A 23,126-nucleotide genomic window follows, 5' to 3' on the forward strand; every position below is an offset into this window, starting at 1 on the left:
AGTTCATTACATGAATGAACTTGTGTGTTATTAAGAAATTATTAACGCTCTTCTTTTAAAATACGTTTCGTTTCCTCGAACTCTTTTTCAATTTCTGCATTTGGTTTGTACGTAATGATACTCACGATAACTGCTACAACTAAACATGCGATAAATCCAGGTACGATTTCATAAAGCATATCAGTTAAGCTTTCTGTTCTACCCCAAACAAATGCAACAACTGCACCGGCTACCATCCCTGCAAGTGCGCCGTAATTCGTAAGCTTCTTCCAGAATAATGAAAGAAGAATAATTGGTCCGAATGCAGCACCGAAGCCTGCCCATGCAAATGCAACTAGGCCTAAAATTGTACTTTCAGGATTCCAGGCAACAATAGCTGCAAAGATCGAAACAAGTAATACCGCTAAGCGTCCTAAAAACACATAGTGCTTATCTGTAGCGTCTTTATTGAATAATGCTTTATAAATATCTTCTACAAGCGCAGACGATGTAACGATTAATTGTGAAGAAATTGTACTCATAACTGCTGCTAAAATGGCAGCAAGAACAATCCCTGCGATAAACGGATGGAAGAAAATTTGTCCAAGTACAATAAATACCGTTTCAGGATCGTTTAATACAGTTCCTTGCTGTTGAAAGTACGCAACACCAACCAATGCTGTTGCTATCGCACCTAATAAGCTGAAGATCATCCAGCCGATACCAATACGACGCGCACTTTTTGTTTCTTTTACTGACGTGATCGCCATGAAACGCACGATAATATGTGGTTGACCAAAATAACCTAAGCCCCATGCAACAGACGAAATAATCGCGGCAGCTGTTGCAGTTGAAGGGAGTAGACTAAACATTTCCGGATTAACAGCTTTAATCGAATCCACTGTATCACCAATACCGCCTGTTATGAAAATACCAACTACAGGTACAGCAATTAACGTAATTAACATAATAAGTCCTTGAATAACATCTGTATAACTAACTGCTAAAAATCCACCGAATAATGTATATGCTACTACTACAGCAGAAACAAATAGCAAGCCCGTATGGTAATCCATACCGAATGAGCTTTCAAAGAATTTACCGCCTGATACCATCCCTGAGGACACATAGAACGTAAAGAATACTAAAATAATAATACCCGATGCAATACGAAGTAATTTTGTGTTATCACGTAAACGATTGTCTAAATAACTAGGAATCGTAATGGAATCCTTTGTTACTTGTGTGTAAACACGTAAGCGTGGTGCTACGAGTAACCAGTTTAAGTAAGCACCAATCGTTAATCCAATGGCGATCCAAGCTTCCACTAGACCCGATAGATAAATGGCGCCAGGTAAACCCATTAATAACCAACCTGACATATCTGCTGCTCCGGCACTTAATGCAGTTACTGCAGCACCTAGTCCACGACCACCTAACATATAATCTGTTAAGTTGCTTGTTTTACGAAATGCATACCAACCAATTCCGAGCATCGCAATCATGTAGATTATAATAGCCAATAATTGATACGTGTGATCCGACATAAACTCAACTCCTAAAACAATAGTTTTTTGATAAGCTTAGCATGAACCTTTAGACCCCCGTCAACGCAAAAATTCGTAGCACCTGACGGATTATTTTTTTGATTTAGTAGCGCGGCCTATTAAAAAAGCACCAGCTGCAACAGCTAAAATTGTGTTCGTTTTTTTGTTAAACACTTGCTTTGTAACAAGGGAAATATTTTGTGGGCGCTCTGCTAATCGACGCATGAAATAGCCATACCAATCATGACCAAATGGTACATAAGTACAGAAGTTAAATCCTTCCTTTGCTAGACTTAGTTGCATATCTTTGCGGAAACCGTAAAGCATTTGGAACTCGAACTTATCATTCGGAATATTATGTTGTTTCACGAACTGTTTCACATGATTAATAATATTATGATCATGTGTCGCTATCGACGTGAATTTACCGTGTAATAAATGATATTCAATTTGCTCAATAAATTTTCGATCGATATCTTCTTTATCCTGGAATGCTACATTTGGCGCTTCTTTATAAGCCCCTTTTACTAAGCGTAAACGGTAGTCTTTAAAGCGTTCAACGTTGGCATCAGATTCAAAGAAGTATGCTTGAATAACTGTTCCGACATTATCGTATTCAGTATGTAAACTCTCCAAAAGGTCAAAGGATGGCTCAAGACGTGCATAGTTTTCCATATCGAAATTAACAAAAATTTGATATTGATGAGCAAGCGCTACAATCTCTTTTAAGTTTTCAAAACAGAAATCATAGTCAATATCTAATCCTAATTGAGATGGTTTTAATGAAATATGAGCATCTAATTTTTCCCCGTGGATACGCTCAATAACGGCTAAAATTTGTTCCTTTGCATCAAGTGCCGCCGATTTTTCAAAGACAAACTCACCTAAATTATCAACTGTGCATGAGATGCCTTGACGATTTAATTCCTTAATACTTTCTACAACTTCATCGATATTTGTACCTGCAACGACACTTTGCGCCCCTAGTTTAAAACCATATTTTTGGGCTACAGAATTTAATGCTTGGTTTTCTGAAAGTGCGATAAAAAAATCTTTTAATGACATTTTTAGGTCTCCTCCTGAGTAAATCAAAGAATAAGATAACGATGAAGTGAGTATAAATCAAAAAAATCAAAAATGGAAATAGAAATCGAATGTCAAACACCTTTCAAATTTTAAAAAATGAGTATTATCAACGGTTTTGACAATAAAAAAAAATGCGAATAAGTCTAAATTACACTTAAAATCCGTTAGTATTGTACTGAATATTGTAATGTGCAATATTTTTTTGCGTCAAAATATAAAAAAATAAAAGCCCTCTAAAGGACTTTTATTGTGTTGGGAATATGATTGTAATTTCCAATTAAATATTTGTTATTTGCGTTTTAACCGGTATTGTAGCCCTTGGCGGTGTATGCCAAGCGCTTTTGCTGTTTGTGAAATATTTCCGCCATTTTGTCGTAATGCATGCTGGATATAAAGCTCTTCTACTTTGCGCATATATTCATCAAGTGGCTGTAATTCCTGTTGTGAAAAATCAAAAAGATCCGATGCTTCTTGGGATATAGGTTCGGCTTGCTTCAATTTCCACTTGAAATAGGCAGGAATCATTGGGAGCTCCACATATTCTTCATTCGTCAGCAAGGCACTTATATCATCGAGTAATACTTCTAGCTCCTTTAAATTTCCTGGCCATTCATAAGTTAGGAAAATTTCCTCTACGTCAGGTGAAAGTCCTTTTACGGAAATACCATAGTCATTTCGTCGACGAGCAAAGTAATCATCAACGAATGGCTTAATATCTTCCCGACGATCACGAAGGGCAGGAACTTGGATAGTCAAATTTGAAAATAAATAATATAAATTTTTGGAAAGGCGGCCTTGTTGTATTAAGTCAATTGGATCCTCCCCAATACTTGCGATAAATACGTGGTTACGATCATTATGCTGTTCTAACAATGTGATAATTTTTTCCTGTGCTGGGCTTGATAAATATTCAATTCGCTCGGCAAAAAACGTATAGTTTTTTTCTTCGGCTATATATTTTTCAATTTGAGCAAGCAGAGTATCTTCATTGCGGCGACAAATGAGGGTAATGAATCGCTCGTTCTTTTCAAGCAATTCATGATGAATACCTTCTGCAATCATATCTTTACCAGTACCTGACTCTCCAACAAGCATGACTGGAATACGCCCAAGAGCAGCAATTTTTGCCTGTTGAATAACTTGCTTCATCGATTTCGAAACAGCAGTAATTATATCAAAGGTTAACGGGGCTCCATATCGACTAAGTGGTCGATCCATTAAAAATTCCTGCTGAGTCACATCTCTTGAAAACTGAATAGCGATTTTAGTTCCGTCATTAAGGGTATAGGGGTAATAGTCGCTAATCATTGTGACTTCTTCACCATTCTCATTCCAGAAAGTTTGCTTAATATGTTTAAAACTTAGTCCTGAAGCTAATACTTTTTGGAGCATATTTTGTTCTAAGTTAAAGTCTAATGACTGTGATATAAAGCGCTGAGTAATTTGCTCTAGTGATTCACCTGTTAGCTGACGCATCTTTTTGTTGTAGACGATAACATGTCCGTTTTCATCAATGGCACATAGCCCGGTTTCTATTTGTTCAATCATAAACTCAAAAACACTAGAGACATCTAGCTGTTTCATACGGTGCAACCCCCTTATACCTATTTTAGCATGGACATAACGTGAGAAAGATAATTTTCGAATTTTAAGAAAAAAATATTGATTTAAGCATTATAATATTGCACAATTGGATTCAAGGACAACACTTATGTGCAAAATTATATTGCACTAATTATCGGAGGTATTGATAAATGATTAACTACAAACATGAACCATTTACAGATTTTTCGGTAGAAGCAAATAAACAGGCATATTTAGAAGCACTAGCAAAAGTTGAGTCACAATTAGGTGCGGAATACCCATTAATTATTGGTGGAGAGCGCATCAGAACAGAAGATAAAATCGTATCGTACAATCCAGCAAAGAAGACAGAAGTAATTGGTTCTGTATCAAAGGCTTCCAAGGAACTTGCTGAAAAGGCAATGCAAGAAGCGGATAAAGCATTCCAATCATGGAAAAAGGTAAAGCCTGAAGTTCGCGCAGATGTATTATTCAAGGCAGCTACAATTATTCGTAGACGCAAGCATGAATTTTCAGCTTGGCTAACGAAAGAGGCAGGTAAGCCTTGGAATGAGGCAGATGCTGATACTGCAGAAGCAATCGACTTTTTAGAATATTATGGTCGTCAAATGTTAGAAATGAAGAATGGTCGTAAAGTAGAAAGCCGTCCAAATGAATATAACCGTTATGATTATATTCCACTTGGTATCGGTATCGTAATTTCACCATGGAACTTCCCATTTGCTATTATGGCGGGTACTACGGTAGCAGCCGTAGTTACAGGAAACACAGTTCTTTTAAAACCAGCATCTACTACACCAGTTGTTGCTTATAAATTTATTGAGGTACTTGAAGAAGCTGGTTTACCAGCAGGTGTTGTAAACTTTGTACCTGGTAGTGGAGCAGAGGTAGGGGACTATTTAGTAGACCACCCGAAAACACGCTTCATCAGCTTCACAGGTTCTCGTGATGTCGGCTTACGTATTAATGAGCGTGCAGCGAAATTAAGCGAAGGTCAAATTTGGATTAAACGTGTCATTGCAGAAATGGGCGGTAAGGATACAATCGTTGTTGATAAAGAAGCAGATTTAGAACTAGCGGCACAATCTATTGTAAAATCAGCATTCGGTTTCTCGGGTCAAAAATGTTCAGCGTGTTCACGAGTAGTGATTGTGAAAGACGTTTATGATCAAGTTGTGAACCGTGTGGAAGAGTTAACAAAAGCACTAACAATAGGTGATCCGTCAGATAATGCTAACTTCATGGCAACAGTTATCGATGCAGCAGCGTTTAAGAAAATTACGGAGTATATTGAAATTGGGAAAACAGAAGGTCGCCTAGTAGCAGGTGGTACGGCAGATGATTCAGTCGGATTCTTTGTAAACCCAACTGTATTTGCTGATGTTTCACCAACTTCTCGTATTATGCAAGAAGAGATTTTCGGACCTGTAGTTGGTATTACGAAGGCTGAAAATTTTGAAGAAGCAATCGCGATTGCAAATAACACGGAGTATGGTTTAACAGGTGCAGTCATTACATCAAATCGTATGAACCAAGAGTATGCGCGTGAAGAATTCCATGTTGGGAATTTATACTTTAACCGAGGCTGTACAGGGGCGATTGTTGGCTATCAACCATTCGGCGGCTTCAACATGTCAGGTACAGATTCAAAAGCAGGCGGTCCAGACTATTTAACATTACACATGCAAGCAAAAACAACTTCAGAAGCGTTCTAATAGTATAAAAAATGCCCTCTGACAAAAATGTCAAAGGGCATTTTGCTATTTATTTAACCCATTCCGCTACTTGCGCTTTTGTACCAAAGACGAAGTGGTTAGGACGAGCTTCAATTACTTCCGCAGCTGGGTCATGATCCACGTGCTTGTATGGGATACGTACACGACTTTTCTCATACTCAGGGTTTGGCTGAGGAACAGCTGATAGTAATGATTTCGTATATGGGTGGATTGGATTGTTATAAATCTCATCTGCAGAACCAAGTTCTAAAATCTTACCTCGATACATTACTGCGATACGGTCAGAAATGTATTTTACCATCGATAAGTCATGGGCAATGAATAAATAAGTTAAGCCACGTTCTTTTTGAAGTTGTTTTAATAAGTTAACAACCTGTGCTTGTATCGATACGTCAAGAGCTGAAATCGGCTCATCGGCAATGATGAAGCTTGGATCTAAGCTAAGTGCACGTGCAATACCGATACGTTGACGTTGACCACCAGAAAACTCGTGGGCATAACGATTTGCATGTTCACGTGTTAAACCAACTGCTTCTAATAATTCGCCAACGCGTGCTTGGCGTTCTTTTTTATTTTTGTATAGACCATGAATTTCAAAGCCTTCTGCAATTAATTCACCAGCTGTCATACGTGGATTCAACGATGCGTATGGATCCTGGAAAATCATCTGCATTTCTTTATTGAATTGCATTAATTCTTTACGTGATTTCATTTCTGAGATGTTTTTACCTTTGAACATAATTTGTCCTTCAGTAATATCGTAAAGACGGATAATTGAACGACCAGTTGTCGATTTACCACAACCAGATTCTCCAACTAAACCTAATGTTTCACCTTCATAAACATCGAAGGAAATACCATCAATTGCTTTAATCGGCTGTTTTGCAGAACCGAAGTGTTGCTTTAAGCCTTTAACTTCTAAAATTTTCTTAGACATGTTCATGCTATTTGCCCTCCTGTTGATAGCCATCAATACGGCGAGCTACCGCATCAGGAAGTGGCATTTTTGGTGCATCAGGATGCAGTAACCACGTTTTTGCGAAATGTGTTTCGGAAACTTGGAACATTGGTGGTTCCATCTCAAAGTCAATTTTCATCGCAAATTCATTACGTGGTGCAAACGCATCGCCCTTTGGTGGGTCGATTAAGTTTGGTGGTGAACCAGGAATTGCCATTAATAATTCATCCGTAGAGTTGTTTAAGTCCGGCATTGAACCTAGTAAGCCCCAAGTGTATGGGTGTTTTGGATTGTAGAAAATATCCTCTACTGTACCGTACTCAACAATTTGCCCTGCATACATTACTGCTACACGGTCAGCTACGTTTGCAACGACACCTAAGTCGTGGGTAATAAAAATGATAGACGTATTTGATTTCTTTTGAATTTCTTTCATTAATTCTAAAATTTGTGCTTGAATCGTTACATCTAGTGCAGTCGTTGGCTCATCTGCGATTAACAGCTTTGGTTCAGCTGCAAGGGCGATAGCGATTACGACACGCTGACGCATACCACCTGATAATTCATGAGGATATGCTTTGTAACGTTTTTCAGGGAAGGGAATCCCTACTTGATCCAGTAGCTCTATTGCACGAGCTTTTGCTTCTTCACGTGATGTTACTTTTTTATGCTTTAATATAACTTCCGTAATTTGCTTACCAATACGCATCGTCGGGTTTAAAGCAGTCATCGGATCTTGGAAAATCATTGCAATATCATTCCCGCGGATGTTCATCATTTCTTTTTCTGTTAATGGAATAATGTTACGTCCATTGAAATTAATTTCTCCGCCAGCATAAATACCTGGTGGCTGTGGGATTAATTTCATTAGGGCATTACTTGTTACTGATTTACCAGAACCAGATTCGCCAACGATAGCTAATGTTTCACCCTCGAATAATTCAAAGCTTACACCTCGTACGGCTTGTACCACACCAGCGTACGTTTTGAAATTGATACGTAAGTCGTTTACTTCTAATACTTTTTTCTTCATAGCGTACACTCTCCTTATTTTCGTAATTTCGGATCAAGTGCGTCACGTAAGCCGTCTCCAACTGCGTTAAAGGCGAAGATCGTAATCGATATTAAAGCTGCCGGGAACAGCAGTCGCCATGGAGCAGATTGAAGTGCTTTGAAACCTTCAGAGGCCATCGTTCCCCAGCTGGCGATAGGAGCTTGAACCCCTAAACCTAAGTAACTTAAGAAACTCTCTGTGAAGATTGCACTTGGAATTGTCATTGTCATCGTTACTAAAATCGCACCCATTGCATTTGGAATAAGGTGACGCTTGATAATATGCCATTGGTTGGCACCTAGCGTACGAGCGGCTAAAACATACTCTTGGTTTTTAATTTTTAGTACTTCACTTCGTACGATACGTGCCATGTTTACCCAACCTGTAATCGAAAGGGCAATAATCATTGGAACTAAACCTGGCTCCATGATAACTAATAAAATAATAACTACTAATAAGTAAGGAATAGCAGTTAATACGTCAGCGATACGCATCATGATGTTATCAACACGTCCGCCTGAAAGACCTGCGATACTACCCCAAAGTACACCGATAATTAAATCGATAACTGCAGCCGTAATACCGATGAATAATGAAATTCGAGCACCTTCCCATGCACGTACAAATAGGTCACGCGCAAGGTCATCTGTACCAAACCAAAAAGTACCAGATGGAGCAGAGTTATATAAGCCAACGTTTTGATCATACGTATAAGAAGAAAACACTGGAACGAAAATCGCCATTAACGTAATAATGACTAATAAAATCGAGCCAATAACAGCTAATTTATTATGAGAGAAGCGATAAAACACTTCTTTCCAATAAGACACTTGTTTTTTTGAAAGTTGGTCTGTATTGTTCGAGCGACCGACAACTTCAAACATTTCCGGTGATACTTTTGGAACTTGTTGTTCGTTTTGAGCCATTATTTTTTCGCTCCTTTCAATTTAATACGTGGATCAATCACGCTGTATAAAATATCTACAATTAATACAGCTACTAATAAAATTAATGAATAGAATACTGTTGTACCCATAATAACTGTATAGTCACGGTTCGTAATACTTGTTACGAAGTGACGACCAAGTCCAGGAACAGCAAAGATTTGTTCGATTACGAAACTACCTGTAATAACCCCTGCAAAAAGAGGACCTAAATACGTAACTACTGGTAATAATGCATTACGTAATGAGTGCTTGAACACGATTGTCCATTTACCAAGACCTTTTGCACGAGCTAGCTTTACATATTCACTATTATTTTGCTCTAGCATACTAGAACGCGTAAGCTTCGCAATGAAACCAGCATGTGTTACAGCGATTGCTAGTGCAGGGAGAATTGTGTAGCTGAAGCCTTTCCAACCACTTACAGGGAACCAGCCCACCTTGAACGATAAATAATACTGAAATAAACCAGCTAAAATAAATGAAGGAACCGAAATCCCTAAAACGGCAATTATAGTAGCTGCATAGTCGGGGAATTTGTTGTGATATAGAGCAGAAACAACCCCTAGTAATACCCCAAGACCGATGGCTAATATCATTGCCTCTAAACCTAACGCAAGTGAAACAGGGAAACTCTCAGCGATAATGTCATTTGTCGAGCGCCCTTTATACTTCATTGATTCACCAAAGTCAAAAGTAAGTGTATCGACTAAATAATCTTTGTACTGAATATACCAAGGATTATCTAGGCCATATTTTGCGTTTAATTGTTCTTCAATTGCAGGAGGTAATTCGCGTTCACTTGTAAACGGACTACCTGGTGCTAGCTGCATTAAGAAGAATGTCGCTGTAATAATTAAGTACATTGCAAGAACGATATATAGTAATCGTTTAATAATGAATTTTAGCAATGTCCATACCTCCTTTTTATACTATTTTGAATATTTGTACATAATCATGAAAGGAGGTGTCTCAATATGCGCATTGGGACACCTCCTTCCTATATAATATGTCAATTTACAGCAAGCAAATTTACATAAAATAACTTAATTATTTTACATCAACGTATTTTAAGTTGATGTTACCTAAAGCGTCTGGAGCCATGTTTTCAACATTGTCAGATACGACGTTTAAGTTTGTTTGGAAGTAAATTGGTGCTACTGGCATTTCTTCCATAAAGATTGCTTCTGCTTTTAATAGTAATTCTGTACGTTTTGCAGGATCAGTTTCAGTTGTAGAAGCTTTTAATAGGTCTGTATACTCTTGATTGCTCCAACCAGTTTGGTTGTTTCCGTTTTCAGCAGAGTTATACATTTCTAAGAATGAGTATGCATCGTTATAGTCAGCAGACCAACCTAGACGACCAATTTGGAAGTCACCGTTAGAAATTTTATCTAAATATACTTGCCATTCAGCATTGTCTAATTTTACTTTAATACCTAAGTTTGAAGTCCAGCCTTGTTGAATGAATTGAGCAATTGCAGAGTGAGCTTCTGAAGTATTGTAAGAAACTTTTACTTCTAAATCAGCAGGACTAGCAAGACCTAATTCTTTAAGACCAGCTTCTAAATATTTTTTCGCTTCTTCAAGGTTTGCATCTTTGAAGTAGCCTTCGTCATCACCAAATCCAGCTACTGAGTTTGGAACGATACCTAATGCAGGCTCTTGTTCACCTTTTACGATGTTTTTGATTAAGCTTTCACGATCGATTGATAATGCTAATGCTTTACGGATGTTTTCGTTAGCCATCACATCATCTTTTGTATTGAACTTGTACCAGTAAATACCTGATAAAGAAGATACGTTTAATTTATCTTCAGATTTTAAGCGTTCAATTGAATCAAGAGCGATTGTACCATATGGAGCACCTAAGAAATCGATTTCATTATTATCGAACATTGTCATTTGAGTAGTTTCAGACTCTACCATTGCAATGTTAACAGTATCGATTTCTACTTTTTCTGCATCCCAGTAGTTTTCACTTTTTTCTAATACGATGTCACCAGAGTGGTTCCAAGTAGATAGTGTGTATGCACCGTTACCTACATAAGAATCTGCTTCTGTGTACCATTTTGGGTTCGCTTCAGCAGTTGCTTTGTGAATTGGGAAGAACGTTTTAAATGCTGTTAACTCTAAGAAATATGGAGTTGGAGCATCTAATGTTACTTCTAATGTTTTTTCGTCAATTGCTTTAACTGCTACGTCTTCAGCAGTACCTGTACCATTGTTGTAGGCTTCAGCACCTTTGATTGGGTAAAGAATTGTTGAATATTCAGAAGCATTTTCTGGATTTAATGCCCATAACCAAGCGTAAGCGAAATCTTCAGCAGTTACTTTTTCACCATTTGACCATTGAGCATCACGGATTGTAAACGTGTACGTTAATAAATCTTCTGAAACAACATAGTCTTCAGCTGCTGCTAATACAGGCTCGCCATTTACCATTGTTGTTAATCCTTCGAATGTGTTTTCTAAGATTGCGCCAGAAGTTGTATCTGATGCTAATTGTGGGTGTAATGAAGGTGGTTCAGAAGTAATTAATAAGTTTAATTCCTTTTCACCATCACCAGATGAAGTTGATTTTGTTTCTTCTTCTGCGCCACATGCTGCTAAAAATGCAGATAAAGATAGAGCTGTTGCAGATAATACGATTTTATTGCGTTTCATTAAATTAACCCCCTAGAAAATCATGTAAATTAAATTTTCTGATAATATTTTGATGCGTTACTACAATATATCAAATTATTTTTAAGAAATATAGACTATAAACAAAAAAATTTTTAAATCCTAACAAATAAAATAATTATGAAAATTCTAAAATATTTGATATGGAAAAAATTACATATAAGAAATATTAACTATACAAAAATTTTCTTTTTTTTCATATATTATTTCTCGATAACACGCTTCATTTTGAAAATTCAAAATTGTTTTTACGTTAACATTTTAGACATATTTATCTTTCATTTATTTTTAAAAACGTGCAAAATAGAGAAGAAGATACAAAAAGGAGGAAAAATAATGAAATCAGAGCAACAATATTTTGAAGAAGGTAAACAAATTAAAGAATATATGGATAATATGTCCCAGTTAAAAGAATTAAGCTTTTCCATTTATAATCAATTTGTTCTTCCAGAAGACGGAGCATTTATTGAGCAGCTAAAGGAGGCCAATGTTCATATTTTAGCGATTACGGAAGACTGGTGTGGCGATGCGATGTTAAACAACCCGGTTATTCGTAAAGTAGCTGAAGCTGCAAATGTTGAAGTACGCGCAGTACTGCGTGATGAAGATACAGATTTAATCGACCGCTACTTGACGAATGGTGGTCGAGCGATTCCAATTTACCTAGTGTTAAATGAAGCGGGGGAAGTAATTGCGAAGTGGGGGCCTCGTGCACCAGAGCTTCAACAATTTGTAACAGAAATGCGCTCGGCTTTACCGGAAAAGGAAAATCCAAGTTTTGAAGAGGCACAAAAAGCGATGTATGATCGCATGCGCCAGCAGTACACAGAAAATCCACAAATGTGGACAAATGTGTATGAGGATTTCAAAAAGGCGCTCTTAGAAAGTATATAAGTTAGAAATTTTACGTACGCTCAAATATCTATGAATAAGATAAAAAGTTCTTACTATATAATATAGTAGGAACTTTTTTAATGTTAGTACGTAATAAATGATAGAACATCGGGAGTGAAGTATTATTGCATTCCTAAAACAAACAAAAGTATACTTTGTATAGTGTTAAAAATTTGAAATCAGGATGAGATAATTATGAAAAGAGCGAGAATAATATACAATCCAACATCGGGTCGAGAAATTTTTAAAAAGCATCTTCCAGAAGTACTAGAAAAACTTGAAATAGCAGGCTATGAGGCGTCATGCCATGCAACAACAGGTGAAGGGGATGCAACGAAGGCAGCAATCGAGGCTGTGCGTCGTGAATTTGATATAGTAATCGCAGTTGGTGGAGATGGAACACTAAATGAAGTGGTTACGGGAATAAGTCAATGTGAAAATCGCCCGAAGTTAGGATTAATTCCAATGGGAACGACAAATGACTTTGCACGAGCAGTACGCATACCGCGCAAAATCGAAGAAGCACTAGAGATTATTATTGCAGGGGATACAATTCCAGTCGATGTAGGGCTATTAAATGAAGAACGTTATTTCATAAATATTGCAGCAGGTGGACGTATTACTGAGCTTACATACGAGGTGCCAAGCAAGTTAAAAACGGTGCTAGGTCAGCTTGCGTATTATTTAAAAGCAATTGAAATGATTCCTTCAATTAAAGCAACTCATTTGAAAATTCAAATGGATGAAGAAGAATTTGATGGCAATGCAATGATGTTTTTATGTGGTCTCACGAATTCAGTAGGGGGCTTCGAAAAAATTGCGCCCGATGCATCGATTAATGATGGACTATTTACAGTGATGATTTTAAAGGAATGTAATATTGCAGACTTTATTCGAATCGCATCTCTTGCATTGCGTGGGGAGCATTTAAACGATGAGCGTGTCATCTATCGCAAGGCGAGTCGTGTCGTTGTGACGTCAGATGCGGATGTGCATTTAAATTTAGATGGCGAATATGGTGGCGATGCACCAGCAATCTTCCAAAATTTAAAGCGACATATTGAAGTATTTGTCCCAATTAATGAAATTCGAGAAATTGATTCCTCCTTAACAGGTAGTAAGATGCCCTTCCGCTAAAAAAGGAGCCCTTACTTCATAAACCGGTAGTTTGAGGAGATATCATCTTACAAAAAGAATAAGAAATAAAACAAGCTTGTAAGGACTTATTTTGTCTTTGCAAGCTTTTTTATGCGTTCAAATCGAATTGAGATGGGTATATTAGGCATAACGGCAACAGGCTAACTAGGTTAAGGAGGCAATGAAGGTGATTAATGAGTCTGCAGTATATTGGAGCCGCATTTTAACGGAGGTAACGTTATCCTTCCATATCATTTATGCCACAATTGGTGTCGGTATCCCTATTTTTATCATGATTGCACAGTGGATTGGTATACGTAATAATGATGAGCATTATATTTTAATGGCGAGACGCTGGGCAAGAGGCTATGTAATTACAGTAGCAGTAGGTGTTGTAACGGGGACGGTAATCGGTTTGCAACTCTCTCTACTTTGGCCAAACTTTATGCAAACGGCGGGACAGTTAATTGCACTACCTCTGTTTATGGAGACCTTTGCATTTTTCTTTGAAGCAATATTTTTAGGAATATATTTATACACATGGGACCGATTTGAAAATCAAAAGAAGCATTTATTATTATTAATTCCTGTAGCGATTGGCGCATCAATGTCGGCCTTATTTATTACGATTTTAAATGCCTTTATGAACGCACCTCAAGGATTCGATATTGTCGATGGGAAGCTTATTAATATCCGTCCCCTTGTTGCAATGTTTAATCCCGCAATGCCGACAAAGGTTGCGCATGTATTAGTAACGGCCTATATGACATGTGCGTTTATTCTTGCATCAATTGCAGCGTTCCGACTACTCCGTGGATCAAATCATATTTATCATAAAAAGGCGCTCTATTTATTGATGAAACTAGGATTTATTTTTTCAGTAGCGACGGTTATTGTTGGTGATTTTTCAGGAAAGTATCTAGCCGAATATCAACCAGAAAAGCTTGCAGCAGCAGAATGGCATTTTGAAACTGGCCCAAGTGCATCGCTCGTTTTGTTTGGGATATTAGATGATGGTGAAGTGAAGTATGCAATTGAAATTCCTTATGCATTAAGTATATTAGCGTTTTCTAACCCAAAGGCAGAAGTTATTGGACTTGATCAATTTCCCGTAGATGAACACCCACCATACTATATTCATTATTTATTTGCTGTCATGGTGATGATCGGGACGTTCATGTTAGTAGTGGCGTTCATTTATTTACTTGCAATACGAAAAGGCTGGTTGTTTATAAGAACAAAGTGGTTCCGATGGATTGTTGTAGCTGGAGGTCCATTATCCATCATTGCAATTGAAGCGGGCTGGTGGCTTGCGGAGGTTGGTAGACAGCCATGGGTATTGCGCGGTATTATGCGCACGGAACAAGGCGCCACAACGAGTAACTACGTAGATTTGATGCTTGTACTATTTTCTGTATTGTATCTCATTTTAGCAGTAGGAAGTGTTGTTACATTACGTCGTATGTTTAAAAACAACCCGATAGAAAAAGAAATTGCAGCAAGAGCAAGGAAGGGAGAGGGCATAGGATGACGTTCGAGTTAATTGGTATTTGCGTGCTATGGGCTTTTTTGTTTGGCTATGTCATTATTGCTTCTATTGATTTTGGTGCAGGTTTCTACAATGCATACAGTGTATTGACAAATCGCTCGGATATTTTAAGTAATGTAATAAAGCGCTATTTATCCCCCGTTTGGGAAGTAACGAATGTATTTTTAGTATTTTTCTTTGTGGGTATTGTAGGCTTTTTCCCACAGACAGCTTTCTATTATGGAACGACGTTACTTGTGCCAGTCAGTATTTCACTTTTTTTATTATCAGTTCGGGGCGCATATTATGCGTTTGAATCCTATGGAACAGTAGGGCATAAGGGGTATGCATCAGCGTATGGTCTAGCGGGGCTACTCATCCCGGCTTCTCTTTCCGTTGTTTTAACGATTTCAGAAGGTGGCTTTGTAGAGATGGTTAACAATTCACCTCAATTAGATTATGGAACACTATTTAGTAGCCCTTTGACATGGAGCATTGTAGTTTTAAGTATTGTTGCTGTACTCTACATTTCAGCAGTATTCTTAACATGGTATGCCTATAAGGCGAAGGATGGACGAGCATCAGACTTAATGCGCAAATATGCACTCATTTGGTCTGCTCCACTTGCGATTGCGGCAACAGGTATCATTGTAGAATTTCGTGGACACAATCCATCACGCTTTGAAAAAATGGTCGATGTTTGGTGGTTATTTGCCATCTCTGCTGTGTTATTTTTGATAACAACTTGGCTTCTTTGGGCGAAGCAAAAATACGGAGTTGCAGTGGTGTTATTGTTCACACAATTTGCGTTTGCATTTTTTGCGTATGGCATTTCACATTATCCGTATTTGCTCTATCCTTATTTAACAATTCATGATAGCTTCACAAATCAGGAAATGGCAATTTCGCTAATTATTGCGTTCATGTTTGGTGCCGCATTACTTATTCCGTCACTTTATTTGCTATTTAAATTGTTTTTATTTAATAAAGATTATGTAAGCGGAGCACATGATGATCATGCATAGGAGGGATAATCGGTGAATGACTTTTTAATTTTTGTAGCCCCGTTTCTAGTTGTCGCGATTTCGTTATTTGCTGCCTTTTATGTGGCACCAAAAGATAAAAATAGCTCGAAACAATAAAGGGTTTGTGCATAAAATCTTTCGAATGATTAAAAAAGGACTGTATGAGATAAAGAGCTCATACAGTCCTTCTTATTTATAAAGAAAATCGTTGCATGCTTTGTTGTAACTCTTTCGCCTGTTTATCTAAGCGGCTTGATAATGCTTCTATTTGCTTTACAACGCCTACTTGCTGATCCGTTGCAGCTGCAATTTCATTGACATTTTCAGTTGTTTTTCCAGCGCCATACGAAATTTCAGTAATAACAGCGGCCACTTCTTCAGAGCTTGCTGCAATTTGTTGTGCTGTTGCAGCGATTTGTTCTACACGTTCTGTCATTGAATAAACGTTTTCAGACATGGAATGGAAGGACATACCGGCACGGTCAATTACTACTACACCTTGCTTAGCGGATTCAAGACTATCAACAACTGCCTGACCGACATTTTTAGAATCTGCTTGAATCGTCTCTGTTAAATTAACTATTTGATTGGCAGATTGCTTCGATTGTTCGGCTAGCTTTCGAACCTCGTCTGCTACAACAGCAAATCCTTTTCCTTGCTCTCCAGCACGTGCTGCTTCAATTGCTGCATTTAAAGCAAGTAAATTTGTTTGATCAGCAATATCTGTAATAGCTTGCGTGATGAAGCTAATTTGCTCGGATTGCTTAATTAATGTATCCGTTAAGACAGCAATTGTTTCTGTTGCTTGATAGATGGATTCCATTTGATTTTTTGCTTCTTCAACGACTTCAACGCCTGTATTAGCAGATTTCGTTAATAATAAAGCGCCATTATGAAGCTCCTGAGTTGATTGTGCAATTTGTTGTATTCCACTTGATGTCTCATCTACGGCCGCAACACTTTCAGAGGCACCAATAGACATCGACCTAGACGTTTGTGCTGTATTGTGCACTAATTGTTTAATTTCTTCTGTTTCCTTTGAGATTACTTGGCTATTTTCCAAGAGCTGATTAGCAGAGCTATTTAATTCATTGGAATTATGCTGAATGTTCAACAACAATTCCTCAAAATTATGTTGCAGTAAAATAAATGAACGAGAAAGTTGCCCGATTTCATCCTTTGAATTTACAGGCTCGTGCTTTTGTGCTAGATTCCCGTTTGCCATCTCCTCTAAATCTTTAGCAATAACTTGAAGAGGTTTTGTAATGCCACGCTTTATATAAAACAAAAACCATGTGATAACACTAATAGTAATAATAATAAAGATAATCGAAATAATAGTAGAAAGAGAAATCATCCTTTGCGTATTTTCAACAACTTGATCGAGCTGCTCGTTTTCGATTTGTTCGATTTTCTCCGTTATGTCCTTCGTAAAGGAACTTGTCGTAGTATAATTACCGTTAATAAGAGAAAGAGTAGCGGGTACTTCTCGATTTTTAACATGAGTAATCATTTCATCGATTTGGTCTTGAATAATAATTGACTGGTCCTTTAAATTCAAAATTAAAGATGAAGCAGCTTTCGTTTTGTTGTTTGCTTGTACTTCTTCAACTAGTTGAGCTAGGTTTGTTGAATGAGTAGTAAGGAAGTCTAAATTCTTTTGCGAAGGATCCAACGCATAAGCACGTGCATAAACCCCTTGAGATAGTAAATCTTGTTGGATGTCATTAATACGTTCGATTTGTGCCATATGTACATCGACCGCTTGTGATACTTCCGTTCCTACTCTAAAAAATTGTATAGTGGCAAAGCCAATAGATAATAACAAAATAACTTCCAATAAAATAAATCCGATATTTAGTCTTTTTCGTACTGACATTATTGTTTAGCTCCTTGTAAGAATATAATGTAATAAATTTAGGTAGTTTTGTTGTAAGTTGTATGTTCATTATATAGGTATTAATTGTAAAAAACTATATAAATAGTAATATACAGAACTGTTCGAAAATGATTTGCGAGTGCATTTTAATTAGGACATGGTACAATATAGAGATTGAATTGAGAGGAAGAAATTGAAATGACTGCACCGATTAAAAAAAATGATCGTACAAACGTTTATATAGAAGATTTAACCCATGACGGTAATGGAGTAGCGAAAATAAATGGCTATCCTTTATTTATACAAGGAGCACTTCCAGGCGAAACAGTCGAAGTGCATGTATTAAAAACATTAAAAAATTACGGCTTTGCGAAAGTGGTAGAAATAATCGAAAAATCGCCTGACCGTGTTGATGCACCTTGTGTTTATTTCGCACAATGTGGTGGCTGTCAATTACAGCATTTCTCGTATGAAGGACAGCTTAAATGGAAGCAAAAGATGGTCGGAAATGTCATGAAGCGTTTAGGCAAAATTGATGTACCGGTTCTTCCAGTGAAAGGCATGAAGGAGCCATGGCATTACCGTAATAAATCACAAATTCCATTCGCCCAAAATGAGGCGGGACAAGCTGTAGCAGGTTTTTACAAAACAAAATCCCACAATATTGTTGATATGGAGCGTTGCTTAATTCAAACTGGGGAAGCCGATGTGATGATGGCGCAATTAAAGGGAGAATTAGCTGCTCTAGGCATTCGACCGTACGATGAAAAGTCCCATCAAGGGATGCTACGTCATGTAGTTGTGCGTAAAGGCCGTGCAACAGGCGAAGTAATGATCGTTCTAGTAACGAAAACGAAGAAATTCCAACAAAAAGAAGCAGCTGTTACGAAAATTCGTGAACTTGTACCAAACGTAACATCGATCGTCCAAAACGTAAATAGCGAAAAAACAAATGTGATTTTTGGTGATGAAACGATCACCCTTTGGGGCAAGGATACGATTGAGGATACAATCGGAGACGTACGCTTTGAAATTTCAGCACGCTCATTCTACCAGGTGAACCCAATTCAAACGGAAGTATTGTATAAACAAGCATTAGATTATGCCCAGCTTGAAGGAAATGAACGCGTTATTGACGCCTACTGTGGAATCGGTTCGATTTCGCTATTTTTAGCACAAAAAGCAGGCCATGTGATGGGTGTTGAGATTGTGCCTCAAGCAATTGAAGATGCAAAGCGTAATGCTGAGTTAAACGGCTTTACAAACACATATTTCGAAGCAGGTCCAGCTGAAGAAGTAATTCCCCGCTGGTACAAAGAAGGAAAAGAAGCGGACGTATTAGTAGTGGATCCCCCACGAAAGGGCTGCGATGAAGCATTACTTAACACAATTATCGAACAAAAGCCTAAACGTGTCGTGTATGTATCCTGTAATCCAGCTACACTTGCCCGCGATCTTCGCATCTTAGAAGATGGTGGATATAAGACGCAGGAAGTACAGCCAGTTGATATGTTCCCTCATACGACTCATTGTGAAGCGGTCGCTTGGTTGGAGTTAGCCTTGTAACTCCAAAACAAAGACTACTGAAACAAAAATTAACAGTTCCGATTTTAGGGCTGAATTTAGATTAACATTTCCGAATTTCGAAGCTGATTCAATAATTCCCGGGTTTGTTATAATACGAATCCGGGCTTTTTGGCATTTCAATCAAAGTATCTACCGAAATAAAATTAATCTTGAAGTGTACTATTTTATAGGTTTACAATGTTAAGCTATGTTAACATTCTGAGATTTTAATAATGAACAAGATGAAACTATTATAGAGGTGTCCCAAAATGAAAAAGAAAATGAACTATTTAATCTTGCTAACGACCATTTTTATGGTTGGTTGCACCAACTTAGAAGATGCATCCATTACAGATAGAGAAACAGATTCACAAGAAGTGACCACAGATAATACAATTAAAAATAGTGAAAAAGAAAAAACTATCACTACGGTTAATGATGAACCAGTAATAGAAGAAACACCAATTCAACTAAATAATGAACTGTTCTCAGGATACAAACTTATTGAAGTTGATGGTGGTAACTTATCTGGTTATCGTGAATCTAAAGTCGTTGTTGATATTGGTTATGGGGACCGTGAATATTGGGCGTTTACGAATGAGTACGGGCAATTAGTACGTGTCATTGCTAACGAAATCATTCTACAAGATGACCGTACCGAACCGGTATTATCAACTGGCAGATACTACCGCGATGAAGCAAAGGTTCCAGGTGTTGAAAATAAATATTTAGATGAAGGGCATGTTATCGCTGATTCTCTCGGCGGAGTATCTAATGCTTATAATATTACCCCACAAGAGAGTACGCTCAACCGACATGGTGATCAAGCTTATATGGAAGATGCAATCCGTAAAGCAGGTGGAGCTAGTAATTTCGAAGCTATTATCACATATCCCAATACAGAAACGCAGATTCCTTCAAGTTATCAGTATACGTATACTTTAATGGGCAACGTGATTGTTGATAAATTTAACAATGTGAACCCTGATGAAGTAAATGCATCACTCGGGTTAATAAGTAGTAAACCTTCCGCTTCAGCTAATTCAAATACAAACGGTGATATTACTAGTGTTGATATTGACGGGAATGGACAAGTGACAATCAAAGAAGCAAAAGCAGCAGGTTATAGTATGCCAATAACGAGAGATCACTGGTTATACCCATATATGCGTGATAATGATAATGACGGTATGGTAGGTGAGTAAGCATTTAGGAGAAATGTTAGCAGAAAGTGAATGGATTAGTGAAACAGGCTAGGTTCTTTTACAAGAATCTAGCCTGTTTTATATTTATGTTTCAAGAGAGACTTGCCTTTACTTCTATATTTAATGTAACTAAATTTATTCAAATACATACATTGTGAAGCGGTCGCTTGGTTGGTGTTAGTATAGAAAGTACAATAAATAAAGCTGTGTCAAAAATCCACGTTGTAGGAGATTTTAGCACAGCTTTTTTGAGGTTAAAATGATGATGCATTAAATGATTTATTTTGTATGACATTACGCTTATGTTCGACATATTGTTATTCTTTGAGCAATTTTAACTAGCGCATAATCGCAGACTTGTCGGTTGCTAAGAATTGTTGAAGTATCTTTTTTATTAAAAAAACTAATTTTAGTTAGAAAAACGAATAATTTGTTCGAATGGTAAGCGAGATGAATTACGTGCAGGTGCGGCAGCTTTTCCGATAGCAATTAAAACCATCGGTAATTCGTTTGCAGGAAGCTCGTATTTTTTGGCGAAAGCTACTTTATCAAAGCCACCCATTATTACGGTTTCATAGCCCTTGTCTTTCGCTAAAAGTACGATTTGCATAGAAATTAAACCGACATCTAAATGAGCAATGTTTGTGCGTTCAATTTCAGAAAAACTACTATATACAGATTCGGAATTTGAAATCATCATATCAGCAATATCACGTGGCATATAGCCTAGTTCAACATTTAAATCATTAATTTGTTTTGCGTTTTTATACATTTCATTGTCGCCTAAAACAGCAATAATCGCTGATGATGTTTCAATTTGTTCATGATTAAAACCAGCAATACGCAATTCTTTCTTTTGTTCTTGATCATCGATAACAAGAAAGCGCCAAGGTTGTAAGTTACTTGATGATGGAGCTGATGTTGCTTGCTCTAGGATATGTTGAATTGTTTCACGAGGAATTGTAACACCAGGCTGATATTTACGCACTGATTTACGTTCATCCATTAATTTTTCTAAAGCTGTTTTTTGTTGTAGCATATTTACCATCCTCTATTATTTCTGTAAGAAGTTATTTAAACGTAATTTTACATAGGTGAAGATTAAAGTGATTTTAATAATTTAATTACATCTTTTGCAACTGCACCACCTGATGCGGGATTTTGACCTGTGACGATACGATTATCAGTTACAGTGAATACTGACCAATCTGCACCTTTTACATAAATAGCCCCTTTACGGATTAGTTCATCTTCAGTTAAAAATGGAACGACTTTATCTAGTCCAACAGCAATTTCTTCTGTGTTAGTAAAACCAGTTACTTTAGTATTTTTAATTAAATATTCCCCGTCACCATTTTTAATATTTAACAATCCAACAACTCCATGACAAACAGCAGAAACAACGCCACCGTTAGCGTATATAGTACTTGCAATGTTTTGTAGGCTTTCATCTTCTACGAAATCCCACATAACTCCATGACCACCTGCATAATAGATAGCATCATAATCATTCGGGTTAATAGAGTCAGCCGATAAAGTAGTGCTTAGTTTATTTAAGAAATCAGCATTTGCGTAATATTTCCAATCTAGTTCGGTCATTTGATCAGCTTGTAAACTGTGTGGGTCAAGTGGCGTATGACCACCTTTAGGGCTCACATAATCAATTTGGTAACCTTCTTTTTCAATTTCATCTGCAAAGTGAACAGCTTCCCCTAACCATAATCCTGTTGCACGTTGTAAATTAGGATACATAGAAATATTCGTTACGACTAATAAAATCTTTTTCATTATACAAGCTCCTTTTTGTTTGATAATATCAAGCTTAAAGGTTAAACCATACTTTAAGTCAAGGAGGACACATTGTGTATACAATTCAACAAGCGAGCCTCTTAATTGAAATTCCTGCAAGTTCAATTCGATACTATGAAAAGATAGATTTAATTCCACCAATAAAAAGAAATGAACAAGAGCATCGAATATTTGACGAACAAGATATTGAACTTTTAAAACTAATTAAATGTTTTCGAAGTCTAGGCATGTCAATTGAGGATATAAGAGAAAATATTTCAATGTTGAGATTAGAACAAGAAGAGATTAATACGCAAGCAATATTAATTCAGCACAAGAAAAAATTAGAAGAGCAAATTGATGTTTTAAATTCTTTTATTAGTGAAATTGATCAGAAAATTATTATTAAATTATCAGATTCAGATTAAAAATAACCTGTAACGATTAAGCTGAGTGATTCTACCACATCTCTTTATTTGACATGTCCACCCTTAGCCCTTACGGCATGTTGAGTGTGTCTCGCATCTTATT

At 37.2% G+C, this 23,126-nt stretch carries 20 protein-coding genes; 9 read left to right on the plus strand and 11 right to left on the minus strand.

Annotated features, from left to right (window positions below; all coding sequences use genetic code 11):
* Positions 1–41 precede the first annotated feature (41 nt).
* The 3 genes from putP to MKZ17_RS02140 all read right to left on the minus strand — a co-directional run bounded on the left by putP (position 42) and on the right by MKZ17_RS02140 (position 4,196).
* Entirely contained in the window at positions 42–1,526 is a 1,485-nt protein-coding gene (gene putP / locus MKZ17_RS02130) for a sodium/proline symporter PutP (protein ID WP_340722167.1), read from the minus strand.
* Positions 1,527–1,616: 90 nt separating this feature from the next.
* Positions 1,617–2,591, minus strand: a complete 975-nt coding sequence (locus MKZ17_RS02135; protein WP_340722168.1) for a proline dehydrogenase family protein — start codon at positions 2,589–2,591, stop codon at positions 1,617–1,619.
* A gap of 309 nt (positions 2,592–2,900) precedes the next feature.
* Complete coding sequence (locus tag MKZ17_RS02140; RefSeq protein WP_340722169.1) at positions 2,901–4,196, minus strand: sigma 54-interacting transcriptional regulator; 1,296 nt, start codon at positions 4,194–4,196, stop codon at positions 2,901–2,903.
* 170 nt (positions 4,197–4,366) lie between these two features.
* Between MKZ17_RS02140 and pruA the strand changes: the two genes are divergently transcribed.
* Positions 4,367–5,911 (plus strand): L-glutamate gamma-semialdehyde dehydrogenase, encoded by a 1,545-nt coding sequence (gene pruA / locus MKZ17_RS02145; protein ID WP_340722170.1) that lies wholly within the window; start codon positions 4,367–4,369, stop codon positions 5,909–5,911.
* Positions 5,912–5,960: 49 nt separating this feature from the next.
* Here the strand turns inward: pruA and MKZ17_RS02150 are convergent, their stop codons facing one another.
* The 5 genes from MKZ17_RS02150 to MKZ17_RS02170 form a co-directional block, all read right to left on the minus strand.
* A complete protein-coding gene (locus MKZ17_RS02150; protein ID WP_340725486.1) occupies positions 5,961–6,869 on the minus strand; it encodes an ABC transporter ATP-binding protein in 909 nt (302 codons plus the stop codon).
* A gap of 7 nt (positions 6,870–6,876) precedes the next feature.
* Positions 6,877–7,923: an ABC transporter ATP-binding protein gene (locus MKZ17_RS02155; RefSeq protein ID WP_340722171.1), complete on the minus strand. Its 1,047-nt coding sequence runs from the start codon at positions 7,921–7,923 to the stop codon at positions 6,877–6,879.
* A 14-nt stretch (positions 7,924–7,937) separates the two neighbouring features.
* Positions 7,938–8,870, minus strand: a complete 933-nt coding sequence (locus MKZ17_RS02160) for an ABC transporter permease (protein ID WP_340722172.1) — start codon at positions 8,868–8,870, stop codon at positions 7,938–7,940.
* Complete coding sequence (locus tag MKZ17_RS02165; protein ID WP_340722173.1) at positions 8,870–9,799, minus strand: ABC transporter permease; 930 nt, start codon at positions 9,797–9,799, stop codon at positions 8,870–8,872. Before MKZ17_RS02165 ends, MKZ17_RS02160 begins: the two co-directional genes overlap by 1 nt.
* Before the next feature lie 139 nt (positions 9,800–9,938).
* Positions 9,939–11,555 (minus strand): peptide ABC transporter substrate-binding protein, encoded by a 1,617-nt coding sequence (locus MKZ17_RS02170; protein ID WP_340722174.1) that lies wholly within the window; start codon positions 11,553–11,555, stop codon positions 9,939–9,941.
* Positions 11,556–11,909: 354 nt separating this feature from the next.
* On the opposite strand from MKZ17_RS02170, the gene MKZ17_RS02175 reads away from it, so the two are divergent.
* The 5 genes from MKZ17_RS02175 (at position 11,910) to cydS (ending at position 16,274) form a co-directional block, all read left to right on the plus strand.
* Positions 11,910–12,467, plus strand: a complete 558-nt coding sequence (locus tag MKZ17_RS02175; protein WP_340722175.1) for a thioredoxin family protein — start codon at positions 11,910–11,912, stop codon at positions 12,465–12,467.
* Between the two features lie 195 nt (positions 12,468–12,662).
* The gene (locus tag MKZ17_RS02180) at positions 12,663–13,604 is read left to right on the plus strand and encodes a diacylglycerol kinase (protein WP_340722176.1); all 942 of its coding nucleotides are present in this window, start codon (positions 12,663–12,665) and stop codon (positions 13,602–13,604) included.
* A 187-nt stretch (positions 13,605–13,791) separates the two neighbouring features.
* Complete coding sequence (locus MKZ17_RS02185) at positions 13,792–15,135, plus strand: cytochrome ubiquinol oxidase subunit I (RefSeq protein ID WP_340722177.1); 1,344 nt, start codon at positions 13,792–13,794, stop codon at positions 15,133–15,135.
* The gene (locus tag MKZ17_RS02190; protein WP_340722178.1) at positions 15,132–16,157 is read left to right on the plus strand and encodes a cytochrome d ubiquinol oxidase subunit II; all 1,026 of its coding nucleotides are present in this window, start codon (positions 15,132–15,134) and stop codon (positions 16,155–16,157) included. Before MKZ17_RS02185 ends, MKZ17_RS02190 begins: the two co-directional genes overlap by 4 nt.
* Before the next feature lie 12 nt (positions 16,158–16,169).
* Positions 16,170–16,274: a cytochrome bd oxidase small subunit CydS gene (cydS, locus tag MKZ17_RS20545; RefSeq protein WP_445326892.1), complete on the plus strand. Its 105-nt coding sequence runs from the start codon at positions 16,170–16,172 to the stop codon at positions 16,272–16,274.
* Between the two features lie 76 nt (positions 16,275–16,350).
* Here cydS and MKZ17_RS02195 read toward each other — a convergent pair whose 3' ends face one another.
* Entirely contained in the window at positions 16,351–18,036 is a 1,686-nt protein-coding gene (locus MKZ17_RS02195; protein WP_340722179.1) for a methyl-accepting chemotaxis protein, read from the minus strand.
* 198 nt (positions 18,037–18,234) lie between these two features.
* Between MKZ17_RS02195 and rlmD the strand changes: the two genes are divergently transcribed.
* The gene (rlmD, locus tag MKZ17_RS02200) at positions 18,235–19,602 is read left to right on the plus strand and encodes a 23S rRNA (uracil(1939)-C(5))-methyltransferase RlmD (RefSeq protein WP_340722180.1); all 1,368 of its coding nucleotides are present in this window, start codon (positions 18,235–18,237) and stop codon (positions 19,600–19,602) included.
* Positions 19,603–19,871: 269 nt separating this feature from the next.
* Entirely contained in the window at positions 19,872–20,807 is a 936-nt protein-coding gene (locus tag MKZ17_RS02205) for a DNA/RNA non-specific endonuclease (protein WP_340722181.1), read from the plus strand.
* Positions 20,808–21,216: 409 nt separating this feature from the next.
* Here the strand turns inward: MKZ17_RS02205 and MKZ17_RS02210 are convergent, their stop codons facing one another.
* Entirely contained in the window at positions 21,217–21,846 is a 630-nt protein-coding gene (locus MKZ17_RS02210) for a nitroreductase family protein (protein ID WP_340722182.1), read from the minus strand.
* Positions 21,847–21,908: 62 nt separating this feature from the next.
* A complete protein-coding gene (locus tag MKZ17_RS02215; RefSeq protein WP_340722183.1) occupies positions 21,909–22,595 on the minus strand; it encodes a type 1 glutamine amidotransferase domain-containing protein in 687 nt (228 codons plus the stop codon).
* A gap of 74 nt (positions 22,596–22,669) precedes the next feature.
* On the opposite strand from MKZ17_RS02215, the gene MKZ17_RS02220 reads away from it, so the two are divergent.
* Entirely contained in the window at positions 22,670–23,023 is a 354-nt protein-coding gene (locus MKZ17_RS02220) for a MerR family transcriptional regulator (RefSeq protein ID WP_340722184.1), read from the plus strand.
* The last annotated feature ends 103 nt before the right edge of the window (positions 23,024–23,126 follow it).

The organism is Solibacillus sp. FSL R7-0682, assembly GCF_038005985.1.
Classification (GTDB): Bacteria; Bacillota; Bacilli; order Bacillales_A; family Planococcaceae; genus Solibacillus.

Bases quoted from the DNA above. Each gene is read 5' to 3' on its own strand.
- putP (WP_340722167.1), bottom strand. From the start codon at position 1,526: ATGTCGGATCACACGTATCAATTATTGGCTATTATAATCTACATGATT.
- MKZ17_RS02215 (WP_340722183.1), bottom strand. From the start codon at position 22,595: ATGAAAAAGATTTTATTAGTCGTAACGAATATTTCTATGTATCCTAAT.
- MKZ17_RS02175 (WP_340722175.1), top strand. From the start codon at position 11,910: ATGAAATCAGAGCAACAATATTTTGAAGAAGGTAAACAAATTAAAGAA.
- MKZ17_RS02155 (WP_340722171.1), bottom strand. From the start codon at position 7,923: ATGAAGAAAAAAGTATTAGAAGTAAACGACTTACGTATCAATTTCAAA.
- MKZ17_RS02195 (WP_340722179.1), bottom strand. From the start codon at position 18,036: ATGTCAGTACGAAAAAGACTAAATATCGGATTTATTTTATTGGAAGTT.
- MKZ17_RS02205 (WP_340722181.1), top strand. From the start codon at position 19,872: ATGAAAAAGAAAATGAACTATTTAATCTTGCTAACGACCATTTTTATG.
- rlmD (WP_340722180.1), top strand. From the start codon at position 18,235: ATGACTGCACCGATTAAAAAAAATGATCGTACAAACGTTTATATAGAA.
- MKZ17_RS02160 (WP_340722172.1), bottom strand. From the start codon at position 8,870: ATGGCTCAAAACGAACAACAAGTTCCAAAAGTATCACCGGAAATGTTT.
- MKZ17_RS02140 (WP_340722169.1), bottom strand. From the start codon at position 4,196: ATGAAACAGCTAGATGTCTCTAGTGTTTTTGAGTTTATGATTGAACAA.
- MKZ17_RS02180 (WP_340722176.1), top strand. From the start codon at position 12,663: ATGAAAAGAGCGAGAATAATATACAATCCAACATCGGGTCGAGAAATT.
- MKZ17_RS02210 (WP_340722182.1), bottom strand. From the start codon at position 21,846: ATGCTACAACAAAAAACAGCTTTAGAAAAATTAATGGATGAACGTAAA.
- pruA (WP_340722170.1), top strand. From the start codon at position 4,367: ATGATTAACTACAAACATGAACCATTTACAGATTTTTCGGTAGAAGCA.
- MKZ17_RS02135 (WP_340722168.1), bottom strand. From the start codon at position 2,591: ATGTCATTAAAAGATTTTTTTATCGCACTTTCAGAAAACCAAGCATTA.
- MKZ17_RS02170 (WP_340722174.1), bottom strand. From the start codon at position 11,555: ATGAAACGCAATAAAATCGTATTATCTGCAACAGCTCTATCTTTATCT.
- MKZ17_RS02190 (WP_340722178.1), top strand. From the start codon at position 15,132: ATGACGTTCGAGTTAATTGGTATTTGCGTGCTATGGGCTTTTTTGTTT.
- MKZ17_RS02150 (WP_340725486.1), bottom strand. From the start codon at position 6,869: ATGTCTAAGAAAATTTTAGAAGTTAAAGGCTTAAAGCAACACTTCGGT.